The organism is Pannonibacter sp. I15F10I1 (assembly GCF_900185665.1).
GTDB classification, from domain to species: Bacteria; Pseudomonadota; Alphaproteobacteria; order Rhizobiales; family Stappiaceae; genus Pannonibacter; species Pannonibacter indicus.
Genome location: NZ_FYAN01000017.1, coordinates 46,784 through 67,743, shown reverse-complemented (window position 1 = coordinate 67,743; position 20,960 = coordinate 46,784). Strand labels below are relative to the sequence as shown.

Annotated in this window: 18 protein-coding genes; 9 read left to right on the top strand and 9 right to left on the bottom strand. The window is 64.8% G+C overall.

All coding sequences use genetic code 11. The features are described from left to right. Positions 1–216: 216 nt before the first annotated feature. The 5 genes from IF10I1_RS12035 to htpX all read right to left on the bottom strand — a co-directional run bounded on the left by IF10I1_RS12035 (position 217) and on the right by htpX (position 8,793). Positions 217–2,313, bottom strand: coding sequence for a methyl-accepting chemotaxis protein (locus IF10I1_RS12035; RefSeq protein WP_186393142.1), 2,097 nt, complete (start codon positions 2,311–2,313; stop codon positions 217–219). A 183-nt stretch (positions 2,314–2,496) separates the two neighbouring features. Continuing rightward, positions 2,497–4,113, bottom strand: coding sequence for a bifunctional phosphoribosylaminoimidazolecarboxamide formyltransferase/IMP cyclohydrolase (gene purH, locus IF10I1_RS12030; protein WP_186393141.1), 1,617 nt, complete (start codon positions 4,111–4,113; stop codon positions 2,497–2,499). A gap of 108 nt (positions 4,114–4,221) precedes the next feature. Beyond that, positions 4,222–5,970, bottom strand: coding sequence for a heparinase II/III family protein (locus IF10I1_RS12025; RefSeq protein ID WP_186393140.1), 1,749 nt, complete (start codon positions 5,968–5,970; stop codon positions 4,222–4,224). A gap of 127 nt (positions 5,971–6,097) precedes the next feature. Further along, positions 6,098–7,543 (bottom strand): 16S rRNA (cytosine(967)-C(5))-methyltransferase RsmB, encoded by a 1,446-nt coding sequence (gene rsmB, locus IF10I1_RS12020; RefSeq protein ID WP_208977205.1) that lies wholly within the window; start codon positions 7,541–7,543, stop codon positions 6,098–6,100. Between the two features lie 194 nt (positions 7,544–7,737). Next, on the bottom strand, positions 7,738–8,793 hold the full coding sequence (htpX, locus tag IF10I1_RS12015; protein ID WP_186424516.1) for a zinc metalloprotease HtpX: 1,056 nt from the start codon (positions 8,791–8,793) through the stop codon (positions 7,738–7,740). A gap of 248 nt (positions 8,794–9,041) precedes the next feature. On the opposite strand from htpX, the gene IF10I1_RS12010 reads away from it, so the two are divergent. The 8 genes from IF10I1_RS12010 (at position 9,042) to IF10I1_RS11975 (ending at position 17,523) form a co-directional block, all read left to right on the top strand. Next, entirely contained in the window at positions 9,042–9,293 is a 252-nt protein-coding gene (locus tag IF10I1_RS12010) for a DUF1674 domain-containing protein (RefSeq protein WP_050474149.1), read from the top strand. A 122-nt stretch (positions 9,294–9,415) separates the two neighbouring features. Continuing rightward, positions 9,416–10,639 (top strand): aminotransferase class I/II-fold pyridoxal phosphate-dependent enzyme, encoded by a 1,224-nt coding sequence (locus IF10I1_RS12005; RefSeq protein ID WP_186424515.1) that lies wholly within the window; start codon positions 9,416–9,418, stop codon positions 10,637–10,639. Beyond that, positions 10,636–13,518: a DNA translocase FtsK gene (locus tag IF10I1_RS12000; protein WP_186424514.1), complete on the top strand. Its 2,883-nt coding sequence runs from the start codon at positions 10,636–10,638 to the stop codon at positions 13,516–13,518. The genes IF10I1_RS12005 and IF10I1_RS12000 overlap by 4 nt, the downstream gene beginning before the upstream one ends. A gap of 163 nt (positions 13,519–13,681) precedes the next feature. Further along, the gene (locus IF10I1_RS11995) at positions 13,682–14,287 is read left to right on the top strand and encodes an outer-membrane lipoprotein carrier protein LolA (protein WP_208994275.1); all 606 of its coding nucleotides are present in this window, start codon (positions 13,682–13,684) and stop codon (positions 14,285–14,287) included. A 45-nt stretch (positions 14,288–14,332) separates the two neighbouring features. Further along, positions 14,333–15,388, top strand: a complete 1,056-nt coding sequence (locus IF10I1_RS11990) for an ATP-dependent carboxylate-amine ligase (protein ID WP_186393135.1) — start codon at positions 14,333–14,335, stop codon at positions 15,386–15,388. Continuing rightward, entirely contained in the window at positions 15,385–16,029 is a 645-nt protein-coding gene (locus IF10I1_RS11985) for a DNA-3-methyladenine glycosylase (RefSeq protein WP_186393134.1), read from the top strand. The genes IF10I1_RS11990 and IF10I1_RS11985 overlap by 4 nt, the downstream gene beginning before the upstream one ends. Positions 16,030–16,112: 83 nt before the next feature. After that, positions 16,113–16,883, top strand: coding sequence for an energy-coupling factor ABC transporter ATP-binding protein (locus IF10I1_RS11980; protein ID WP_186415060.1), 771 nt, complete (start codon positions 16,113–16,115; stop codon positions 16,881–16,883). Positions 16,884–16,890: 7 nt separating this feature from the next. Then, positions 16,891–17,523, top strand: coding sequence for an energy-coupling factor transporter transmembrane protein EcfT (locus IF10I1_RS11975; protein WP_186424512.1), 633 nt, complete (start codon positions 16,891–16,893; stop codon positions 17,521–17,523). A gap of 225 nt (positions 17,524–17,748) precedes the next feature. Here the strand turns inward: IF10I1_RS11975 and queF are convergent, their stop codons facing one another. From queF to queC, 4 genes are read right to left on the bottom strand one after another with little or no spacing between them, the layout of a single operon-like run. Further along, entirely contained in the window at positions 17,749–18,216 is a 468-nt protein-coding gene (gene queF / locus IF10I1_RS11970; RefSeq protein WP_186415058.1) for a preQ(1) synthase, read from the bottom strand. A 2-nt stretch (positions 18,217–18,218) separates the two neighbouring features. Beyond that, positions 18,219–18,947 (bottom strand): 7-carboxy-7-deazaguanine synthase QueE, encoded by a 729-nt coding sequence (gene queE / locus IF10I1_RS11965; protein WP_186415057.1) that lies wholly within the window; start codon positions 18,945–18,947, stop codon positions 18,219–18,221. Next, positions 18,944–19,330 carry a 6-carboxytetrahydropterin synthase QueD gene (gene queD, locus IF10I1_RS11960; RefSeq protein ID WP_186393129.1) on the bottom strand — a complete coding sequence of 129 codons (387 nt, stop codon included), beginning with the start codon at positions 19,328–19,330 and terminating at the stop codon, positions 18,944–18,946. The genes queE and queD overlap by 4 nt, the downstream gene beginning before the upstream one ends. Beyond that, complete coding sequence (queC, locus tag IF10I1_RS11955; protein ID WP_186393128.1) at positions 19,323–20,012, bottom strand: 7-cyano-7-deazaguanine synthase QueC; 690 nt, start codon at positions 20,010–20,012, stop codon at positions 19,323–19,325. Before queC ends, queD begins: the two co-directional genes overlap by 8 nt. A 255-nt stretch (positions 20,013–20,267) precedes the next feature. Between queC and IF10I1_RS11950 the strand changes: the two genes are divergently transcribed. Beyond that, complete coding sequence (locus IF10I1_RS11950) at positions 20,268–20,714, top strand: hypothetical protein (protein ID WP_186393127.1); 447 nt, start codon at positions 20,268–20,270, stop codon at positions 20,712–20,714. Positions 20,715–20,960: the final 246 nt, after the last annotated feature.

Below are 20,960 nucleotides of genomic sequence, written 5' to 3'. Positions count from 1 at the left end.
GCCAATCTAGTAGAAAAAACAGTAAAAACCCAAAACAGCAACAGCCCCGGAAAACACCGGGGCTGAGCAACACAAAGAAAAACCTGAATAAAATCTGAACGTAAGATCAGAAAACCTGCAGGGATTTATGGTGCTGACGCATCACGCCCAGAGAGGGCTCGTGTGCTGCACGGGCTTGAGCAACTCTCAATGAGTCAAGCTCATTGAGAGTTGCTATCAGGCGCTCTGGCGGATGTCCCTCAGGAACTGCTCCACTTCCTGCCGCAGCTCGCTTGCCTCCTGCTGGAGGATTGCGGCTGACGAGCTGACCTTGCGGGCCGTTTCGCCGGTTTCGTTGGCCGAAGCGGACACGGCGACGATGTTGCGCGTCACTTCCTGTGTGCCGTTGGAGGCTTCCTGAATGTTGCGGGCGATTTCGGTGGTCGCCAGGCCCTGCTGATCCACGGAAACCTGGATGCTGCCGGAGATCTCGTTGATCTGCTCGATGGTCGAGGAGATCTCCTGAATGGCCTTCACCGCATTGGCCGTTTCCGACTGGACCGACTGGATCTGGCTGGAGATTTCCTCCGTCGCCTTGGCCGTCTGGTTGGCCAGTTCCTTCACTTCCGCAGCCACGACCGCAAATCCGCGGCCGGCCTCGCCGGCACGGGCCGCCTCGATGGTGGCATTGAGGGCGAGAAGGTTGGTTTGCTCGGCAATGGCCTGGATCAGCGCCACCACCTCATTGATGCGGCTGGCGGCATCGGCCAGTGCTTCGATCTTGCCATTGGTGGCCTGTGCCTGATGCACGGCCTGACCGGCGATCCCGGCAGACTGTTCCATCTGGCGGCGGATTTCCGAAACGGAGGCCAGCAGCTCTTCGGCGGCAGAGGCAACAGCTTCCACGTTGGCAGCCGCTTCCTCGGAGGCGGCCGCAACGGCGGTGCTCTTGGCGCTGGTGTCGTCTGCGCCCACCGTCAGCACGTTGGAAGCATTGTTCAGGTCGCCGACGAGGCTTGAGACCGTCGTGGTGAGCTTCGAAATGCGGGCATCGAACGACTGGGACAGGTCCCGCACTGCTTCGGCGCGCAGGATGCGCTGGCGCTGCTGTTCTTCCTGCTCGGCCACCAGCTCTTCAGCCCGTCTTGCCTTTTCACGGAAGATCTCGAGCGCTTGATTGATGTGGCCGATCTCGTCACCGCGGTCCTTGTCCGGAATGGTGATGTCGTAGCGCTGGTCGATCAGGGCGTTGATGGTGGTGACGGCCCGTTCCAGCGGACGGCGGACGATGCGGTTGCTGAAGAACATGACCGCGATGGCGACGACCGCCAGCAGGATCACGCCAATGCCAAGGATGGTGTAGATGATCTGCATCGAGGCGGCATTCACCGTTGCCATGGGCACGCTGACCACGACGGCCATGGTGGCACCGGTGTTGCCGATGGCGACCGGGCTGACAATGTTGATCATGTCTCCCCCGGCCGCTTCTGCGTAGGCAGTGTAGGAGAAGGGCTGGGCCGATTTGACCGCATTGAGAACCTGAGAGCCGAAGGCCGCTTCTTGAGATCCCTTGGCTTCAGTCCAGGGCTTGCCCAGAAGAGCCGGGTCCGTGTTGGCGATCCAGACCCCGGCCTGGGACAGAAGATTCACCTGGCCGGTGCCCATCGGCTTCTGGGAAGACAGGGTTGTCGTCAGATCGGTGAGCAGAAGGTCGCCACCGGTCACGCCGATGACCTTGCCGCCATCGCGGATCGGGGTGCTGAAGGAAATGCCAGTCATGACAACACCATCGGTTTCCCAGGTGTAGGGTTCCGTGGCGAAGTCCTTGCCGGTCCTGTAGGAGACATGGAACCAGTCGCCCTCAGGCGATGGCTTGAGCGGCGGGATGGGGCTGAAGTCGACCTTGCCCTGGTTCCGGTAGAAATAGGGGCGCCAGACCCCGGCCTCATCGTGGCCCGGCTGGCCTCCGAACTCCGCGTCACGCCCGTCCAGATTGTTGTCGAGAACCATGCCCCAGGTGCCGGCCATGTTGGGGTAGGTCTGCATCGCATCCTGCAGGATGTTGGTCCAGGCCTGCCTGTCGACCGGTCCGCTGCGCTTCAGCGCATTGAGGGCATTGCCGAGACCTTGCGCGGGCAGAAGACCTTCCTCGATCACCCGTGCAACATACTCGGCCTGTTCCTGCGCAATGGCTTCCACTTGCTGAATGGCAAGCTGCTGCGTTGCTGAGGTGGCCTGATATCCAATGACACCAATTCCAACAGCAAGAACTCCGGCCAGCGCAGTCACGCTGACGGCCGCAAGCTTGGTTGCGATCTTTGCCTGCTTCAACATCCAGGTACCCCTTCTGACTGCCTGGAATTCTTGCGTCCAGGCAGGATTCTCCTAGAGGTAGGAAGCGCTGAATCCTGTTAAGAAAAAGCTTCCAGAAGCAGACAATTGCCTCTGGAAGCTAAAAATTTTTTCAACTATTAGGCGCCGCAGCAACTTGCAGTGGCTTTTACAGTATCCTTACTCTCAGTGACGGAAATGCCGCATGCCGGTCAGCACCATGGCAAGACCTGCCGCATCGGCAGCTGCGATCACTTCATCATCGCGCATGGAGCCGCCCGGCTGGATGACTGCAGTCGCGCCTGCTTCCGCTGCGGAGAGCAGGCCGTCAGCGAAGGGGAAGAAGGCATCGGAGGCGACCACGCAGCCCTTGGTGAGCGGCGTGGACAGTCCGGCAGCTTCGGTCGCATCCAGTGCCTTGCGGGCGGCAATGCGGGCGCTGTCGATGCGGCTCATCTGGCCTGCGCCCACGCCAACCGTGGCACCATCCTTTGCGTAGACAATGGCATTGGACTTGACGTGCTTGGCAACGCGGAATGCGAACTTGAGGTCGGCCAGTTCCTGCGCGGTCGGCGCACGCTTCGTCACGACCTTGAGGTCGAGATCATCGATGACGCCGTTGTCGCGGGACTGGACCAGCAGGCCGCCGGCGACGGACTTGATGGCCAGACCGGCCGCACGCGGGTCGGCGAGACCGCCGGTGACCAGCAGGCGCAGGTTCTTCTTCTTTGCCACGATTTCGATGGCTTCATCCGTCGCGGCCGGGGCGATGATCACCTCGGTGAAGATCTTGACGATTTCTTCGGCGGCTTCCGCATCCAGCGTGTCGTTGAGGGCGACGATACCGCCGAAGGCAGAAACAGGATCACAGCGCAGCGCCAGCCCGTAGGCGGCCTTCAGGCTGGCGCCCTCGGCCACGCCGCAGGGGTTGGCGTGCTTGATGATGGCAACGGCCTTGGTGCGCTTGGGGTCAAACTCGCTGACCAGCTCGAAGGCGGCGTCCGTGTCGTTGATGTTGTTGTAGGACAGGGTCTTGCCCTGCAGCTGGCGGGCGGTGGCGACGCCAGAGCGGCGCTCGCCGGTGGTGTAGAAACCGGCCGACTGATGCGGGTTCTCGCCGTAGCGCATGACTTCGGCCAGCTTGCCGCCCATGGCGCGGTAATCGGGCGCTTCGTTGCCAATCTGCGAAGCCAGCCAGTTCGACACGGCGGCATCATAGGCAGCTGTGCGGGCAAAGGCCTTCTGCGCCAGCTTCTTGCGCAGATCGATCGGCGACTGGCCGTTGTTCTCATCCAGCGCGGACAGAACCGCGGCATAGTCTGCCGGGTCCACCACGACGGTCACATAGGCGTGGTTCTTGGCCGCTGCACGGGTCATGGCCGGGCCGCCGATGTCGATGTTCTCGACGCCCGTTGCATAGTCTGTGCCGGAGGCAACCGTATCCTCGAAGGGATAGAGGTTGACGCAGAGCAGGTCGATGCCGCCAATGCCATGGGCGTCCATGGCGGCCTTGTGCTCGGCGTCGTCGCGGATGGCGAGCAGGCCGCCGTGCACCATCGGATGCAGGGTCTTGACCCGGCCATCCATGATTTCCGGGAAGCCGGTCACTTCGGAAATGTCCTTCACCGGCAGGCCGGCGTCCGCCAGCGTCTTGCGGGTGCCGCCGGTGGAAATCAGCTCCACGCCGCGCTCGGACAGCCCGCGGGCGAAGTCGAGCAGCCCGGTCTTGTCGGAAACGGAAAGAAGGGCGCGCTTGACGGAAACGAGCGGGGGAACGGGAACCCCCTTGGACACCACGGCCATGGCCTTGCCTCGCAGATCTGAGGATGGAAAGTGGCCGTGGCCCTAGCACGAACGGGGCAGAAACGGAAGCTCAAGAAGGCCTGCGCGGCGAATCAGCATCCCGATCGCTTACAGCGGCAGTTCCGGCTCCTGAGCAGCGCTGCGCTCGCGCCGTGCATTCCGGGCTGTGGCGGTGCGGCGGAACTGCCAGGCGGCCTGGCTGGACTGGCTGATGCGGCCGTAAAGCACCAGCTGCTGGGTGCGGCGGTGGCCATAGACATCCGACAGATAGACGGATTCTTCCAGCACCAGTTCCGCGCCGGACGCGTTGAACTCCCAGGCCTCGCCGTCCGGCGCCAGCAGCACGGCAGCGGTGCCTGCCCGCAGAAGGCTGGGCTTGATCAGCGGATGCAGATGGAAGCGGATGGTGAAATGGTCGTGATGGGTCAGGGCGCCCAGCGTCGAGAAAAGATCGATGCCGTCCAGCACGGAGCCGTCGCTCGACAGTCGTATGTCCCGCTCATGCCGCACATTGTAGCGATGGGCATAGCCATCATGGGAGGCGGTGACGCGGGTGCCCATCACGTCTTCCTCCCGGTTGACGGGCACGCTGGTCGGACCGCTGAGGATCGGCGCGCCGAGCCAGCCGGTGAAGGGCTTCTCTGTTAGAAACCGGCAGGACGAGCTGTCTTCCATGCCGGCCGTCGAATGGGCCGCCGTGGAGCGGGCGACTTGCCGCCAGCCTTCGCTGGCCCAGCCGGAAACGCCGCAATTGACCACCAGCCGGTGGCGGCCGGAGGACATTTCGAGCGACAGGCAGCCGGCGTGGGCCGATTGGCTCAGCAGCGGCGGCGGCGGTGTGCCGGTGTCCATCAGCACCACCGTGTCCCCGCCCATCAGCCGCTGATAGCCGGAGAAGGGTGCGTTGCCGGGAGGAGCGCCGCGCGCATCATCATAGGCCAGGATCGTCGCCACCAGATCGGTGGGGGTGGAGCCCATGCCGTTGAAATGGGCAAAGGCACCGTCCACATGGCGGAAGAAGCGCACCATCGGCATCATCCGGTCGATGGCCTGCATCATGCCGGCGGGTGTCTCCAGCCCTTGCGTGACGAAGGCCTGCCGGATGGGCAGAAGGTCGGTGAGAATTTCCAGGATCGCACCGGGATTGCGCGAAACATGGCCGCCATCGGGCATGATCTGGCGCTGCAGTTCATGCTCCAGGCGCCGGAGGCTCTGGCGCACGTAGCGGCCCTGACCGGCCATGGAGATGCTGGCAGCCGCCACAGCAAGCGCCGCCTGCAGGCGCGGCACGCCATCGGGTGTTTCGTTGATGGTGCGGCGCAGATAGCGCACCTGACGGCCGAGCGAGCGCAGGAAACGGCGGTAGAATTCCGCGTCGCCGTCTTCCAGCACCAGCGGCGACTGGGCGAGCCAGGACAGGACGCGCCGCGCCACGACGGGCTGTTCCCAGGCGATGGGGGCCCAGCGGCCGCACAGGCGGATCCAGTCATCGACAAGGGCACGGGCATTCTGGCGGGCGACGAGGCTTTCGGCGGCGCGCAGGTCGCGCAGCCAGCCGAAACTGTGCAATTCGCGCTGCCAGGCCGGATCTTCGCCCTTCAGCTCGAAGGGCGAGCGGCCTCTGGCCTCCACCACCTTGCCGGAGAAAAGGAAGCGGCCGCCATAGATATCAAGGGCGTTGGTCTGGTCGGCGGTGCGAAGATCCTGCGGGGCGATGAGCAAACGGGAGGGCGTTCCCGCAAATGGCTGCCAGCGGAACAGGGGTCCGCCATGCAGCCAGCGCAGGCCATTTTGCCAGAGATGATGGAGCAGCAGGCGCCCGATGCGCCCCTGCTCACCCATCGCCCGGATCGTCATGGCAGTGTCTCACTGCCCTTGTGCTGGCGCCGGAATGAAATTGACTTGCCCTTTCACCATAAGAGGTAACGAACTGTTAGGGTTAGCTCTCAGTTGTCCATTGCGGGTCAGAGTGGTTACAGGGCAGTTAAAGCCGCCGCAGACGGGCGGCAAAAAATCCGTCGAGGCCGCCTTCCGGCTCCGTGCCGCCGCCCAGATGGCAGGGCAGGGTGCGCAGATAGCCCTCCGGCGTGATGCACTCGGCAAGGCCGCCGATTTCTTCCGGCAGCACTGGCTCCAGGGTGATTCCCGGCATTTCTGCCAGCAGTGCCGCGATCTGGTCTTCGCCTTCTTCCCGTTCCATCGAGCAGGTGCAATAGACCAGCACACCGCCCGGCTTCAGCCAGGTGATGGTCTTGCGCAAGAGTTCGGCCTGGATGCCCGCCAGTGTCGTCACATCTGCAGGCCGCTTGGTCCAGGCCACGTCCGGATGGCGGCGCATGGTGCCGGTGGCGCTGCAGGGCGCATCGAGAAGGATGGCGTCGAAAGGCTCGTCCGGCTCGTAGCTGCGCAGATCCGCCGCGACAACGCGGGCCGAAAGGCCGAGCCGCTCCAGATTGGCATGGACGCGCTTCAGCCGCTTTTCGGAAATGTCCACCGCCGTCACATCGGCGCCCTGCGTGGCCAGCTGAGCCGTCTTGCCGCCGGGGGCAGCGCACAGATCGGCGGCACGCTTGCCGGTGAGGTCTCCCAGCAGGCGGGCGGGCAGGGAGGCTGCTGCATCCTGCACCCACCAGCCGCCTTCGTTGAAGCCCTCGAAGCCGTCCACCGCGCCCTTGCGCGACAGGCGGACCGATCCGGCAGCCACCACACGGCCGCCGAGGCGTTCGGCCCAGCCTTCGGCATCGTTCTTGACGGTGAGATCCAGTGCGGGCTCTTCCAGATGGGCGCGCAGGATCGCCTCGAAGGTTTCCGTGCCATAGGTTTCGCGCCAGCGGGTGGCGAGCCAGAGCGGCAAGCCTGCCGGACCCGAACCGGTGATGGCGGACAGCGTGTCCTTCTCCCGCGCCAGACGGCGCAGCACACCGTTGACGAGGCCCTTGTAAGGCCTTGCCCGCTTGTCGGACCCGGCAAGATCCACCACCAGCGACACAGCGGCGTGGTCGGCCACGTCGAGGAACAGGATCTGCACGGCAGCGACGTGGAGAATGTCGGTGACGCGGCCGGTGCGCTCCGGAATGGGCCGGTCGAGCAGCTCCGCCAGAATGGCATCGAGCTGGCCACGGCGGCGCAGGGCTGCGGCGACGATGGCCTTCACCAGCGACCGGTCCTTCGGCTCCAGCGCGCGGAAGCCGGAATGGCCCGAGGTCACGTCATATTCGGCATCCAGCGTGCGGTGCTTGTGCACCACATTGCCCAGAATGTCGGCGGCCACCTTGCGGGCGGCAAAGCCGGGAGCGGGCCGCCCGGGCGAGCCGCCGCCATTTGCCGCGCCGCCTGCCTTGCCGCCCTGTCCCTGCTTGCGGAACGGTGCATCCTTGCCGCCGGCGGGGCGGGAGGGGGATTTCGGGCGGGAGCCGGTGGGTTCGTTCAAAGCGCTGGCCTTCGTTGGGTTGGGTGTGTTGCCGATTGAGTCAAGGCGCCGCGAACCGGTGCTCGCGGCGCCCTTGGCAAGACATGTCTGGTGGTCCTGCGGCGCGGGACAGGCTGCCGTGCCGTCCGTCGCGCCCGAGGCTGTGATCCGAAGCTTTTACCGCAGATCAGCCGTCCGGCTCAACCCCATCGGTTTCAGCCCCATGGGCCCTTGGGTTTGTCCGAGGGGCGTGCGTTTCCGCTGCCTCCCCAGGACCCCGAGGGGCCGGATCTGCTGCCAGTGCTGCTACCGGCGCCACCCCCGGAATCACCCCAAGACTGGTTGCGCGTCTGCGCCGGAGCCGTGTTCCAGCCGCCGCCAGAACCGCCAGAACCGCCTGAGCCTCCAGCACTGCCGCCGCGCCCGCCCATCTGTCCGTCCAGATCGCGCAAGGCAGCGATGCGGTTGGCGGTGTTGGGGTGGGTGGAGAACAGATTGTCCATCCGCTCGCCCGACAGCGGGTTGATGATGAACATATGCGCCGTCGCCGGGCTGCGCTCCGCATCCGGATTGTGGATCTGCTCCACGCCGCCCGCGATCTTGGCCAGCGCCGAAGCCAGCCACATCGGGTGGCCGCAGATTTCGGCGCCCATGCGGTCGGCGGCATATTCACGGGTACGGGAGATCGCCATCTGCACCAGCATGGCGGCCAGCGGGGCGACGATCATCGCCACCAGCATGCCGACGAAGCCGAGCGGATTGTTGTTCTCCCGGTTGCCGCCGAAGAAGAAGGCGAAATTGCCGAGCATGGAGATGGCACCGGCAATCGTCGCGGTGATCGTCATGATCAGCGTGTCGTGGTTCTTGATGTGGGCCAGCTCATGCGCCATCACCCCCGCCACTTCTTCCATGGTCAGGCGCTCCAGCAGGCCGGTGGTCGCGGCCACGGCGGCATTCTGCGGATTGCGGCCCGTGGCAAAGGCATTCGGCTGCGGATTGTTGATGATATAGACCTTGGGCATCGGCAGCTGCGCATTCTGTGCCAGCTGGCGCACCATGCGGAACAGTTCGGGCGCGCTGCGCTCGTCAACTTCCTGCGCGTGGTGCATGGACAGCACCATCTTGTCGGAATTCCAGTAGCTGAACAGGTTCATCGCACCGGCAATCACCAGTGCGATCATCATGCCGCTCTGTCCGCCGATCAGGAAGCCAATACCCATGAACAGGGCGGTCATGGCGGCCAGCAGCATGGCAGTGCGGAAATAGTTCATTGCCTTCGGTCCTCGTCGCGCTTAAGTGCGGGCGGTATGCCTGACGGGAGTTTTCTGCTCCCGCCAGTACCCTATATGATGGGCCAGGTCCCTATATGATGGGTATGAGCCCGATTTCCCGCAAGCCTGCCGGTCTTCAACCTGTCTTGAAGCGGCGGCCGGCGGTCCAGACGATGGAGATATCCATGCACGACGACGAGATCACCGGAGCGAATGGCCCTGAGGCCGGTGTTGCGGAGAACCGTGGCGTGGTCGTTCCCTTTCCCCAGCGTGCCGCGCCCGCAGAGCCGGAAGCCGCCGCAGAGCCTGCGCCTGCACCGCAGCGGCGATTCGAGGATCTTCCCCCCGCAGCGCAGCGGGCGCTGAAGGAGGCCGAAGCGCGCCGCGCAGAAATCGACGCACGCCAGCAGGCCATGGCAAAAGAGCTGGACGGGCGCGGCGGACTGGAGCCAACCCGTTATGAGGATTGGGAAATCAAAGGCATCACCGTCGATTTCTGACAGTGGACAACTGCCTGTGCGGCAGCGGGAAAAGGCTGCTGCCGCTGCTTGGTTAATGAGGGATTTACCAGAGGCGCGTTACCGTCCGGACCAATAGTGTGTTCGAGTGTCCGGAAGGTCAGATGACGTCCACGATGCCTGCCTCAACCCCGCGCGCGGCCCTGCCCGACGCCAATCCGTTCCAGCGCCTTGCCGCGCTTCTGGGTGATACGCGCCCGGGTGCGGACCCGATTGTGCTGACCATTGGCGAGCCGCAGCATGCGCTGCCGCCCTTCACGGGCGAGGTGCTGATGGAAAATCTGGCCGATTTCCGCCGCTATCCGCCCATCGAAGGCTCTCCGGCCTTCCGAACGGCCATCGCGGCCTGGCTGGACCGGCGCTACAATCTTGGCGGCACCATCGACAAGGACAAGGGCGTTCTGCCGCTCAACGGCTCGCGCGAGGGCCTGTCCTTCGGCGCGATTTCCGCCCGCGATCAGCTGGCCAAGGATGTGGCGCGCCCGGCGGTGATCCTGCCCAACCCGTTCTACCAGACCTATGCAGCCGCAGCCCATATTGCCGGGGCCGAGGCGGTCATGCTCGACACGGGCGCGGACACAGGCTTCCTGCCGGATCTGGACGCCCTGGAGCCGGAGCTTCTGGACCGGACCATCGCCTTTTACGTGGCATCGCCCGCCAATCCGCAAGGAGCGGTGGCGAGCCTTGCCTATTGGCAGAAGCTGATAGGCAAGGCTCGCCGCCACCGGTTCTACATTTTTGCCGACGAGTGCTATTCGGAGATCTACCGCAGCACCCCGCCTCCGGGCGTTCTGGAAGCCGCCCATGCGCTGGGTGAGGGCTATTCCATGGTGGTGGCACTCAACTCCCTGTCGAAGCGGTCGAATCTTGCGGGGCTTCGCTGCGGTTTTGCGGCCGGTGACCCGGAGTTTCTGTCGCGCTGGGTGAAGTTCCGCGGTCTTGCTGCGCCGCAGGTGCCGCTGCCGGCACAGGCGCTGGCCGTGCGCGCCTATGGCGACGAAGCGCATGTGATCGAGAACCGCCGTCTCTACAATGAGAAATACGAAATCGCCGAAAGGCTGCTGTCGCCCATTCTGGGGCCGGTAACGCCGGAAGGCGGCTTCTTCCTGTGGCTGGATGTGAGCCACTGGGGCGGCGCGGTCAGCGTGACCGAGCGGCTGTGGAGCGAGGTTGGCGTCAAGGTGCTGCCCGGTTCCTATCTGGCTTCCACCCAGGCCGATGGCCGCAATCCGGGTGATCCTTATATCCGCGTTGGCCTGTGCGCCCCCTCTGCGCTGACGGGTGAAGCGCTGGAGCGCATGGCCGGCTGGCTGGGAGGTGCGGAATGAGACGGGCAACAGCCATGCGCGGGTCCGGACGGGGCGCTGCGCATATTCTCGACACCGAAAGCCCGCTGAAGCGCTTCGTCCGCCGCAATCTGGTGGGCGCGGCCGGGCTTCTGGTCATTGCGCTGGCGGCGGCCCTTGCGGCGAGCCTTGCCACCTGGTCGGTCAATGACCCGAGCTTCAATCATGCGACGGGTGAGCCGGTGCGCAATGCGCTTGGCACGCCGGGGGCGATCATCTCCGACATCCTGATGCAGTCGATCGGGCTGGCGACGGCCGTGTTCCTGGTGCCGGTGGTGCTGTGGGGCTGGCGCCTTCTCTCGGGCAAGACCATGCGCATCGGCTTCCGCCGGATCATGTTCTGGTTCGTGGGCACGCTGCTGGGCGCCGGTGCCGTTGCGGCGCTGCCCGTGCCGGAAAGCTGGCCGCTGCCGACCGGTCTCGGCGGCTTTGCCGGTGATGCCATGCACTATGTCCCCTCCCTGCTGACGCAGAACCTGACGCCGGGCGCAGCCACGATCACGGGTGTGCTGGGGCTGGGCCTGCCGGCCGTATTCCTGCTGGTGGCTGCCGGTGCCTGGTTTGGCGATATGCGCGAGCGGTATCAGGATGAGGAGGACGATGTCCCGTCGCTGCCGTCCCGCACCGCCCGCCAGCAGATGCGCGGCCGCAAGGCGCAGGAACAGCTTGATTTCGACGATGAGGACGAGGACGAGCGCGAACCGCGTTTCGCCGCTCTCATGGGGGCTGCTGCGCATTGGCGCCTGCAGGCCCAGTCGGCCGTGCAGCGCATGACCGGCCTTGGCCTCTCCCGCCGCCGTGCGCGGGAATATGAGGAAGACGACTATGTGGAGGAGGATGCGGAGGATGAATATGCCGCTCCGCCCACAAGCCGCTTCGGCTCGCTGCGCCGTGCGCTGAAAGACCGTTTCGTTCCCGGTGAGGAGGACGATGGCCTTGGCGATCTCTATCCTGACGCCCGCGGCACCCGTGAGGCACCGCGCCGCGTGACCTCGCGCGGGCCCGTGATGGGCCGTGCGCCGGAAATGGAAGAGGAAGAGGACTATTACGACGGCGAAGAGGAAGCTTCTGCCTATGACGAGCCGCCGTTCGACATGGACGATGACGGCTACGGCATGGAAGAGGCTGTGCCTGTTGCGCCGCGTGGCCGTGGCCGGGCGCGGGAAGAGGCGCCGCTGGACCGCCCGCCGCTGGGCCGTCCCGTTGGCATCGCCAGTCCCGATCAGGGCCGCGCCGTCCCGGGTGCCCCCGCTCAGGGTGCTGCCCGTGTCGTGCCGCAGGCTCCGCGTCCGCAGCCGGGCCGCCGGGTTCAGGCCGAGGCTCAGCCTTCGCTGCTGGAAGCGCCCGATGTCTATGAACTGCCGCCGCTGCGGCTTCTGGCCGAGCCCAAGCCGGCCGGCAAGACGCCGGGCCTGTCCGCCGATGCACTGGAGCAGAATGCCCGCATTCTCGAAGGCGTGCTGGAAGACTTCGGCGTGCGCGGCGAGATCATCGAAGTGCGCCCCGGTCCGGTGGTGACACTTTATGAGCTGGAGCCCGCTCCCGGCATCAAGTCCTCGCGTGTCATCGGCCTTGCCGATGATATCGCCCGCTCGATGAGCGCGATTTCCGCCCGCGTTGCCGTGATCCCCGGCAAGAATGCCATCGGCATCGAACTGCCAAACCAGAAGCGCGAGACGGTCTATCTGCGCGAGCTGCTGGCGGCGGAGGATTTCGAGAAGTCGAAGGCGAAGCTCGCCATGGCGCTGGGCAAGACGATCAACGGCGAAAGCGTGATCGCCGATCTTGCCCGCATGCCGCATCTGCTCGTTGCCGGTACCACCGGTTCGGGCAAGTCGGTGTCGATCAACACCATGATCCTGTCGCTGCTGTACCGGATGACGCCGGACCAGTGCAAGATGATCATGATCGACCCGAAAATGCTGGAACTGTCGATCTATGACGGCATCCCGCATCTTCTTACCCCGGTGGTGACCGACCCGAAGAAGGCGGTCGTGGCGCTCAAGTGGACCGTCCGCGAGATGGAAGAGCGCTACAAGAAGATGTCGAAGATGGGCGTGCGCAACATCGACGGCTACAACATGCGTGTGAAGCAGGCGCTGGAAAAGGGCGAAAGCTTCTCCCGCACCGTACAGACGGGCTTCGACCGCGAGACTGGCCAGCCGATCTACGAGGAAGAGGATCTGCCGCTGGAGCCGATGCCCTTCATCGTGGTCATCGTCGACGAGATGGCCGACCTGATGATGGTGGCCGGCAAGGACATCGAAGGCGCGATCCAGCGCCTGGCCCAGATGGCCCGTGCCGCCGGCATCCACATCATCATGGCCACGCAGCGCCCGTCGGTGGACGTGATCACCGGCACGATCAAGGCCAACTTCCCGACGCGCATCTCCTTCCAGGTGACGTCGAAGATCGACAGCCGCACCATTCTGGGCGAGCAGGGCGCCGAGCAGCTGCTGGGCATGGGTGACATGCTTTACATGGCTGGCGGCGGCCGCATCCAGCGTGTCCACGGCCCCTTCGTCGCCGATGACGAGGTGGAGCAGATCGTTGCGCATCTGAAGCTTCAGGGCACGCCCCAGTATCTGGAGGCGGTGACCGAGGAAGAGGAGATGCAGGACAACCCCTATGACGCGGTGTCCGGCTCCGACGAGGGTAATGATCTCTACGACCGTGCCGTGGCCGTGGTGCTGCGCGACAAGAAGGTCTCGACCTCCTATGTCCAGCGCCGTCTTGGCATCGGCTATAACCGCGCAGCCTCGCTGATCGAGCGCATGGAACAAGAAGGCGTGATCAGCGCCGCCAACCATGCCGGAAAGCGCGAAATTCTGGTGAAAAACGGGGTGGACGAGGACTATTGAACCGCCCCGTCCGCCGCAACCTTGCCACAAGCGGGAACTAGAACGGCTATCAGACATTGAGGGAAGCGGCTGCAGGATTTCTGCCGGGCCGCCTCGAAGGAGCCCTGAGCATACCATGAAGCCCAACTGTTCGCATCGCTTCCTGTCCTGGACTGCGGCCGTCATGCTGAGCGTGGCAGCCGCCCTGTCGCCTGCCACCGCGCAGCAGAAGGCGCCGCTGAGCCCGCAGGACCAGGAAACGCTGAACGAGGTCAACACCTACTTCAACTCGGTGCGGACCATGCATGGCGATTTCGTGCAGTTCGGCCCCGAGGGCGGGCAGGTGGAAGGCAAGTTCTATCTGGAGCGTCCGGGCAAGATCCGCTTCTACTACAACCCGCCCGCACAGCTTGACATCATCGCCGATGGCAAGTCGGTGTCCGTGCTGGACCGCAAGGTGCAGACGCAGGACATCTGGCCGCTGAATGAAACGCCGCTGCGCTTCCTGCTGGCCGAGCAGATCGACCTGACCAAGGACACCAATGTGGTGGGCGTGGTGGTGGAGCCCGATCTCGTGACTGTTGTGGTCGAGGACCGCACCACCTTCAATTCCGGCAAGCTGACGCTGATCTTCGATGCCCAGACCTTCGATCTGAAGCAGTGGACCGTGACGGATTCGCAAGGCATGGACACGTCGGTGGCAATCTATAATGTGACCGCGAACGGGCCTTCGAATCCGAAGCTCTTCGTCATCGACTATCTGGCAGCCGCCCGCCAGAGCCGGAACTGATCCGGCCGCGCGCAGCGGCTGCCCGCTTCAGGGCGCCGCTGCAGCATGACTTCCGATCCTTCCCGCCGTGAGCCTCTGGCGCTGGTGCTTCTGCGGCGCCATGCGGCAGAGCATGGGCTGACCGTTTTTGCCGAACCCGCCTACGGATATGCTGGCTACGTGGAGGCACCGGGCGGGCGCCGCGCCTTCTTCAAGGGGGCGGGCTTTGATCTCAATCCCGCCGCCGCCTCCGCCATCGCCCGCGACAAGGCCTATGGCGCCTTCTTTCTGGAGGCGGCCGGCCTCCGTGTGCCGCGCGGAGTGCTGATCAGTTCGCAGCGTTTCATCCGCGACATCGAGGTGAAAAACCCGGCCGTTGCCGCAAGGCTGAACGGGGAGACGCAAGCGCTCGCCTTTGCCCGGGAGACGGGCTTTCCGCTGTTCGTGAAGCCGAATGATGATTCGGAAGGGCGCGGCATCCTGCGGGTGCAGGACGAACAGGGGCTTTCCTCCGCGTTGACCGTTCTGGGCGCCAGTTATGACCGGATTCTGGTGCAGGAAGAGGTGAGGGGGCGGGATTACCGGGTGCTGGTTCTGGATGGGGAGGTGCTGGCCGTGTTCGAGCGGCGGCCCTTCTCGGTAACCGGTGATGGCGTTTCTTCCCTCCGGGCGCTGATCACGCAGGCAACGCAGGGCTTTGCCGCGGGCGGCAAGGGCTCGAAGATTGCGGCGGATGATCCGCGCATTCTCGCCTTTCTCGCCACCAGCGGCCTTGATCTCACCCACGTGCCGCAAGCCGGCGCAGCCGTGGCGCTTCTGCCCAACGCGAACCTTTCTTCCGGCGGCAGTGCAGTGGATGTGACCGGTGCGATCAGCCCGTATTTTTCTGAGATAGCCCGCAAGGCGGGCGAGGCCGTGGGCTTGCGGCTCTATGGTCTTGATCTCCTCTGCCCGGATATCTCCTCATCTTCCGGCTCCTATGCCATTCTTGAGGTGAATGCGGCGCCGGGCCTCAGCCATTTTCACCGGCTCGGCCCGCAGGAGGCGCTGCGCGTGGAAGAAATCTATGCGAAGATCTTCGACGCGCTGACACGGGGGATCAGGGCAGGAACGAAGCCATGAGCGTGATCATCGAAACGCCGGAACATATCGCTGCTGGCCTTGCAGCCCTTGCCGCCGCCGATCCGCGCCTGCCTGCCGTCATTTCCTTTGCCGGCGAAGTGCCCCTGCGCCGCAGGCCGCCAAGCTTTGCAGCATTGGTGCAGATCATCATCTCGCAGCAGGTGTCCGTTGCCAGCGCCAATGCCATCGGCGCAAGGCTGGCCGCCCTCGTTGATCCGCTGGAAGCGCATGTTTTGCTTTCCCATACGGAAGAGGCGCTGGGCGGCGCGGGGCTGTCCCGGCCCAAGATCCGCGCCGTGCGGGCGCTGGCGGATGCCGTCGGTGGCGGGCTGGATCTTCAGGCACTGGCAAGCGTTCCGGCCGATGTGGCGCGGGAAGAGCTGTGCCAGGTCAAGGGCATCGGCCGCTGGACGGCGGATATCTACCTGCTCTTCTGTGCCGGCCATCCGGATATCTTCCCCAGCGGCGACATTGCCCTGCAGAATGCGGTGCGCGATGCCTTCGCTCTGCCGGACCGCCCCAGCCCCCGTGCGCTGGATGAGCTGGCGGAGACCTGGGCTCCCTGGCGCGGCGTCGCCGCCCGCCTGTTCTGGGCCTGGTACAAGGCCGCCCGCGAGGGCCGCGACAGCCAGCCGCTTTAGAAGCGGGAACTGGTATCAGCCTTTGACATTGCCGCAGCGGCGGGGAATATGCAGGCCGCAACAGAGGGAACGGATCACCGCCCATGGCCTTTTGGCGCCTCAAATCCGGCAGCGGCAAGACGGAGACGGCTTGCGACCCGCGCCGGGCTGACTATGCCGTGTTTGATCAGGTGAGCCTGAAGCGCGGGGACAAGACCGTGCTGGACGGGCTGAATCTCACCTTGAGCGAGCGCCGGATTGCGCTGATCGGGCTGAATGGGTCTGGCAAGAGCAGCTTTGTGCGCCTGCTCAACGGCCTGCTGCTGCCGGACAGCGGCACCTTGCAGATTTACGGCGCGGACACGCGGCAGGCGCGGGCGAACCTGCCGCGCCATGTGGGCTTTGTCTTCCAGAACCCGGACCATCAGGCGATCTTTCCGACGGTGGAGGAGGAGATCGCCTTCGGCCTGACCCAGCTTGGCCAGTCCCGGCAGGACGCCCGGCCCAATGCCCGGCGCTTTCTGGAGGCTCATGGCTGTGCCCATCTGGCGGAGCGGCCCTTCCTCGATCTGTCCGAGGGACAAAAGCAGCTCATCTGCATTCTGGCGGTGCTGGTGATGCAGCCGGGGCTGATCGTCTTTGACGAGCCCTTTTCCAGCCTCGATGGCCTCGCCACCCGTCAGATCATGTCGCTGATCCGGGGGCTGGAGCAGAAGCTGATCATGGTCAGCCATGATCTGGAGCTGATCCGTGATTTCGACCGGGTGCTGTGGCTGCAGGACGGCCAGATCCGCATGGACGGTGAGCCCGGCGCGGTGCTGCCCGCCTATGTGGATGATATCGAGCGGCGGGCCGCCGTCTCCGGCATGTTGTGAGGCACGCGTGATCTCGCTCTATCTGCCCGGAACCAGCCTTCTCCACCGCCTGCCTGCCGGGGTGAAGCTCATCGGTCTGGCCGCCGCCAGCCTGATGTTCTTCCCCGTGGACAGTCCTGTTGTTCTTGCGGCTGGCGGCTGCGCGGTGCTGGCCGTCTATGCGGCGCTGGGCCGGACCGCGCTGAAGCAGCTCTCGCTCCTGCGCCCGCTGCTGCCGCTGTTTGCCGTGCTGCTGGCGCTGCACTGGCTGTCCGGCTCGCTCATGGGCGGCGTCATCGTGCTGCTGCGGCTCTTGCTGCTGGTGATGCTGGCCAATCTCGTCACCATGACAACGCGCATGGATGACATGCTGGAGGCGATTTCGCCCCTGTTCCGGCCGCTGGCCTTCTTTGGTGTTTCGCCGCGCCGCCCGGCGCTGGCCGTCACGCTGGTCCTGCGCTTTGTGCCGGTGCTGCTGGCGCTGAGCGCTGCCCAGCGGGAAGCCTATCAGGCCCGCACGGGCAAGCGCAGCAGCTGGCGGCTTCTTGCTCCCTTTGCCCTTCAGGCCCTCGCCATGGCCGACCACGTGGGCGAAGCCCTTGTTGCCCGGGGCGGTGCCGACGGGTTCGGTGCGGTGGAACGGGGGAAGAGGCGGGGGTAGTGGTCCGCATTCCGCTCCGCCTGCCTTGTGGTATTCCTCTCCGTATTCGTCATGCCATGACTTGATCATGGCATCCATTCCCTAGCCTGTCCGCGCAGTAGTAGCTTTGATAACGCCTTATATTATCTTGGTTATTTCCAGTTCAGGAGCGTAACGGCGTGGATGCCATGATCAAGTCATGGCATGACGGAGTGGGAGGTGTTCAACGTACCCTCACCCTCACCCTCACCCCCGCCCGCGGTAGGGCTGAACGCCCTGATCGGGGATCCACACACCCTCAGGTGCCGGGCCGGTCTGGTAGAACACATCAATCGGGATGCCGCCGCGCGGATACCAGTAGCCGCCGATGCGCAGCCACTGCGGTGAGAGGAATTCCACCAGCCGCTTGCCGATCGACACGGTGCAATCCTCATGGAAGGCGCCGTGGTTGCGGAAGGAGCCGAGGAATAGCTTCAGGGACTTGCTCTCCACCAGCCAGTCTGCGGGCACATAGTCGATGACGAGATGGGCGAAATCCGGTGCGCCGGTGATCGGGCAGAGCGAGGTAAACTCGGGCGCTACGAAACGCACCATGTAGCCGGTGCCCGCCTGCGGGTTGGGAACGCGCTCCAGCACGGCCTCTTCCGGGCTCTGGGGCAGGGCGGTGGAGGACCCGAGCTGGGTCAGGTTCTGATAGATGGTCTTGTCACTCATGGTCACACTCCGCGAAGGTTGCCCCAGATGAGGGTATGAAGCTGCGGCAGGATGCTGGCCTCGAACCAGCGGTCATTGGCGGCCCGGTCGATCAGCCAGCGCAGCCGCGCCATGATGCCGGGAATGTCGATCACCGCATCCTCCTGATCCGCAGGCGGCGGTGTGTGGTTGCCGGGCTGCAGATAGACCGGCAGATGCGGATAGGCGCGCGCCACCTCTCTGGCAAAGCCGTAATCTGCTTCGTCAAAGACGACGAATTTCAGCGCAATTGCCGTATTGGGGCCAGCGGCCGCCACCGCATCCGCCAGCGCCTTGCGGTCAAACGCCATGCCGCTGGACGGCGGCTTGGGGCTGAGGCTGAGGACGTCAAGGCACGCAAACCAGTCCCGCGACAGGCTGCCCTGCGTTTCCAGTGCGAAACGGTAGCCCTCGCGCTTGCCCAGCTCAATCAGCCGGCCCAGCGGCTGGATGGCCGGGTTGCCGCCCGAAACGGTGACCATCAGCGGCTCGCCGCCGGACAGGCGCCGCACCTCGTCCATCACGGCGTCCGCGCTCATGGGCGTCCAACTGTCCCGGTAGGCACTGTCCACCGCGTGCAGCGTGTCGCACCAGGAGCAGCGGAAATCGCAGCCGCCGGTGCGCACGAAGACGGTGGCCATGCCGATCAGCGCGCCTTCGCCCTGGATGGTGGGGCCGAAGATCTCGCTGATGCGCAGGGTCTCGCCGCTCATGCGCCGCACCCGCAGCCGCAGCTGCCTTTCGGGCGGTATTCGGCCATGGTCTTGGGTGTCTCGCGCACGCGCACCGCGCTCACCTCCGGCCAGCGCGCCTTGCACCAGTCGTAGAAGAGCCGGGCCATGCGCTCGGCGGTGACATTGTCGTTGCCCAGCACATCGTTGAGGTGGCGGTGGTCGAGAGTGTCATCGAGCCAGGCCTTGAAGGGGCCAAGCTCCCGGTAGTCCCGCACGAAGCCAACGCTGTCCAGCGTTTCGGACATCAGCTCCACCTCGACCACATAATTGTGCCCATGCAGCCGGGCGCAAGGGTGGTCATCGGGCAGGCCGAAGAGCTGGTGGGAGGCGGAGAAGTGAAACTCCTTGGCGATCCTAAACACCGCAGGCCTCCTTCCAGAAATCCGGGTCGGCATAGGTGGTGGGATCTTCCGCGCCCGCCAGATGGAAGGCCTCGCGCCGCTCCACGCAAGTGCCGCAGCGCCCGCAGTGGATCTCCCCGCCCTTGTAGCAGGACCAGGAGCGGGTGTAGTCGACGCCAAGCCGCACGCCTTCGGCCGCAATGGCGGTCTTGTCCGTGTGGACATAGGGCGTGTAGAGCCGCACATCCGCGACACCCGCCAGCGCCTGGCGCTGCATGGTCTCGAAGGCTTCCGTAAAGCCGGGGCGGCAGTCGGGATAGATGAAGTGATCCCCGCCATGAACGGCAGTTGCCACGGCGTCTGCACCGCGCGCGGCGGCAATGCCGAAGGCAATGGCCAGCATGATGGCATTGCGGTTCGGCACCACGGTGATGCGCATGGTTTCTTCGGCATAGTGGCCATCGGGAACGGCCACGTCATCCGTCAGGGCCGAGCCGGAGAGCTGGCGGCCGATGCCGGAAATGTCGATGACGATATGCTCGACGCCCAGATCATCCGCACAGGTTCTGGCAAAATCCAGCTCCTTGAGGTGTCTCTGGCCGTAGTTGAAGGAAACGAGCCCGATCAGCTCGTGTTCTTGCGCAACCTTGTGCGCAAGGGTGACGGAATCCATTCCGCCGGAACAGACGACAAGCGTTTTCAAAGATGTGTCCCTTGTTTTCGCTGGAACCGGGTAGGCTGCGACCGGTTGACCGCCCAAAGGGCGAACGGGGCCTTTTAGCAGCAGTTCTGCAAAAGGGAAGGGCAAAGCGCCCGGTTTTTGCCGTTTACCTTGCGTAAAGAATCGTTAACTCTTTGTTGAGATGATTCGGCCATGTCCCGTTCGAAACGGGACAGAGACGGAGGGCCAGAAGGCCCGGCAGGCCGCCACAGGCAGCAGAAAGGCCAGGAGGGCCCCATGTCATCAGGATTGGAACGGGTGTTACCGCCATCCGGTATCGTTCATGCCACCGAGCATAGCGATCAGCGCCGCCGCGAGCGGGAACACGAGCAGCACAACGACCAGCAGTCCGGCGAGCAGCCGTCTGGCGAGGGCTTTGAAGGGGCTCTGACGGGCGAAGGCAATCTGCCGGCTGGCGCCGATGCGGGACCGCAGGCCGAGGAACCGGCCGTTCTGGTCGAGACAAATCAGGAAGTCAGCCATACGCTGGATGGCATTGCGGCCTACAGGGCCGCCGCCGAACGGGCCCTGCGCCAGCCGGCCGGGCCGCACAGCGCTCTTCCGGCCAGCCGCTCCCTGCCGCAGCGCGCCACCCGCGACCATCAGCCCCCCGCCGTCGTCCGCCATGCCTACGAGGACCACGGCGGCCAGATCGAGCATCACGCCGTCACCGTAGCGACGTGAGGGTTCAAACATCAACTGCCAGCAGAAGCCCGCTGTAATGCATCTGGCTTCTGGCGGGGCGTTTGCGGTCCTCAGCCTCCCGAAGGGGCAGTGTTTGCATCAGACGCAAGGAGGAGGAACGCACTCTCCTTTTGCCGCAGCGCCCCTCTCCCCCCTTGAGGGGGAGATGTCTGCGTCAGCAGACAGAGGGGGGGCAGCGCCTCATTACGGCAGGATCTCTCTCACAAGCGGACAGTCCGTTACCCC